Genomic DNA, 252 nt, shown 5'->3' with positions numbered 1-252 from the left:
CTAGCTGAGTGATTCCGTAGAAGTCTCTTAAATCAACAAAAATTAGGTTACCATGGTCGCGCTTACGATATAACCATCCAGAAAGGGTAACTTCCTTTTCTACATCATTCTTTCTTAATTCTTCACACGTGTGAGTCTTGTAGCAGTTCATATTTGTTTCACTTCTAAATTCTTTAAAAAGTATAGAAATAAACCTTACCACATACAAGCCCATTCGTCAGATATTTGTCCAGTTTACGAAATAGAGCAGTA

1 pseudogene (cut by a window edge) is annotated in these 252 nt (G+C 35.3%); it reads right to left on the bottom strand.

From position 1 onward, the window contains the following. Positions 1-151: pseudogene (gene aspS, locus WG67_RS01785) on the bottom strand (aspartate--tRNA ligase); its annotated part reaches 1,134 nt to the left of the window's first position; the annotation flags it as partial. Between the last annotated feature and the right edge of the window lie 101 nt (positions 152-252).

The sequence above is a fragment of the Wolbachia endosymbiont of Drosophila incompta genome, assembly GCF_001758565.1.
Lineage (GTDB): Bacteria > Pseudomonadota > Alphaproteobacteria > Rickettsiales > Anaplasmataceae > Wolbachia > Wolbachia pipientis.
This window is presented reverse-complemented; position numbering and strand designations above follow the sequence as displayed.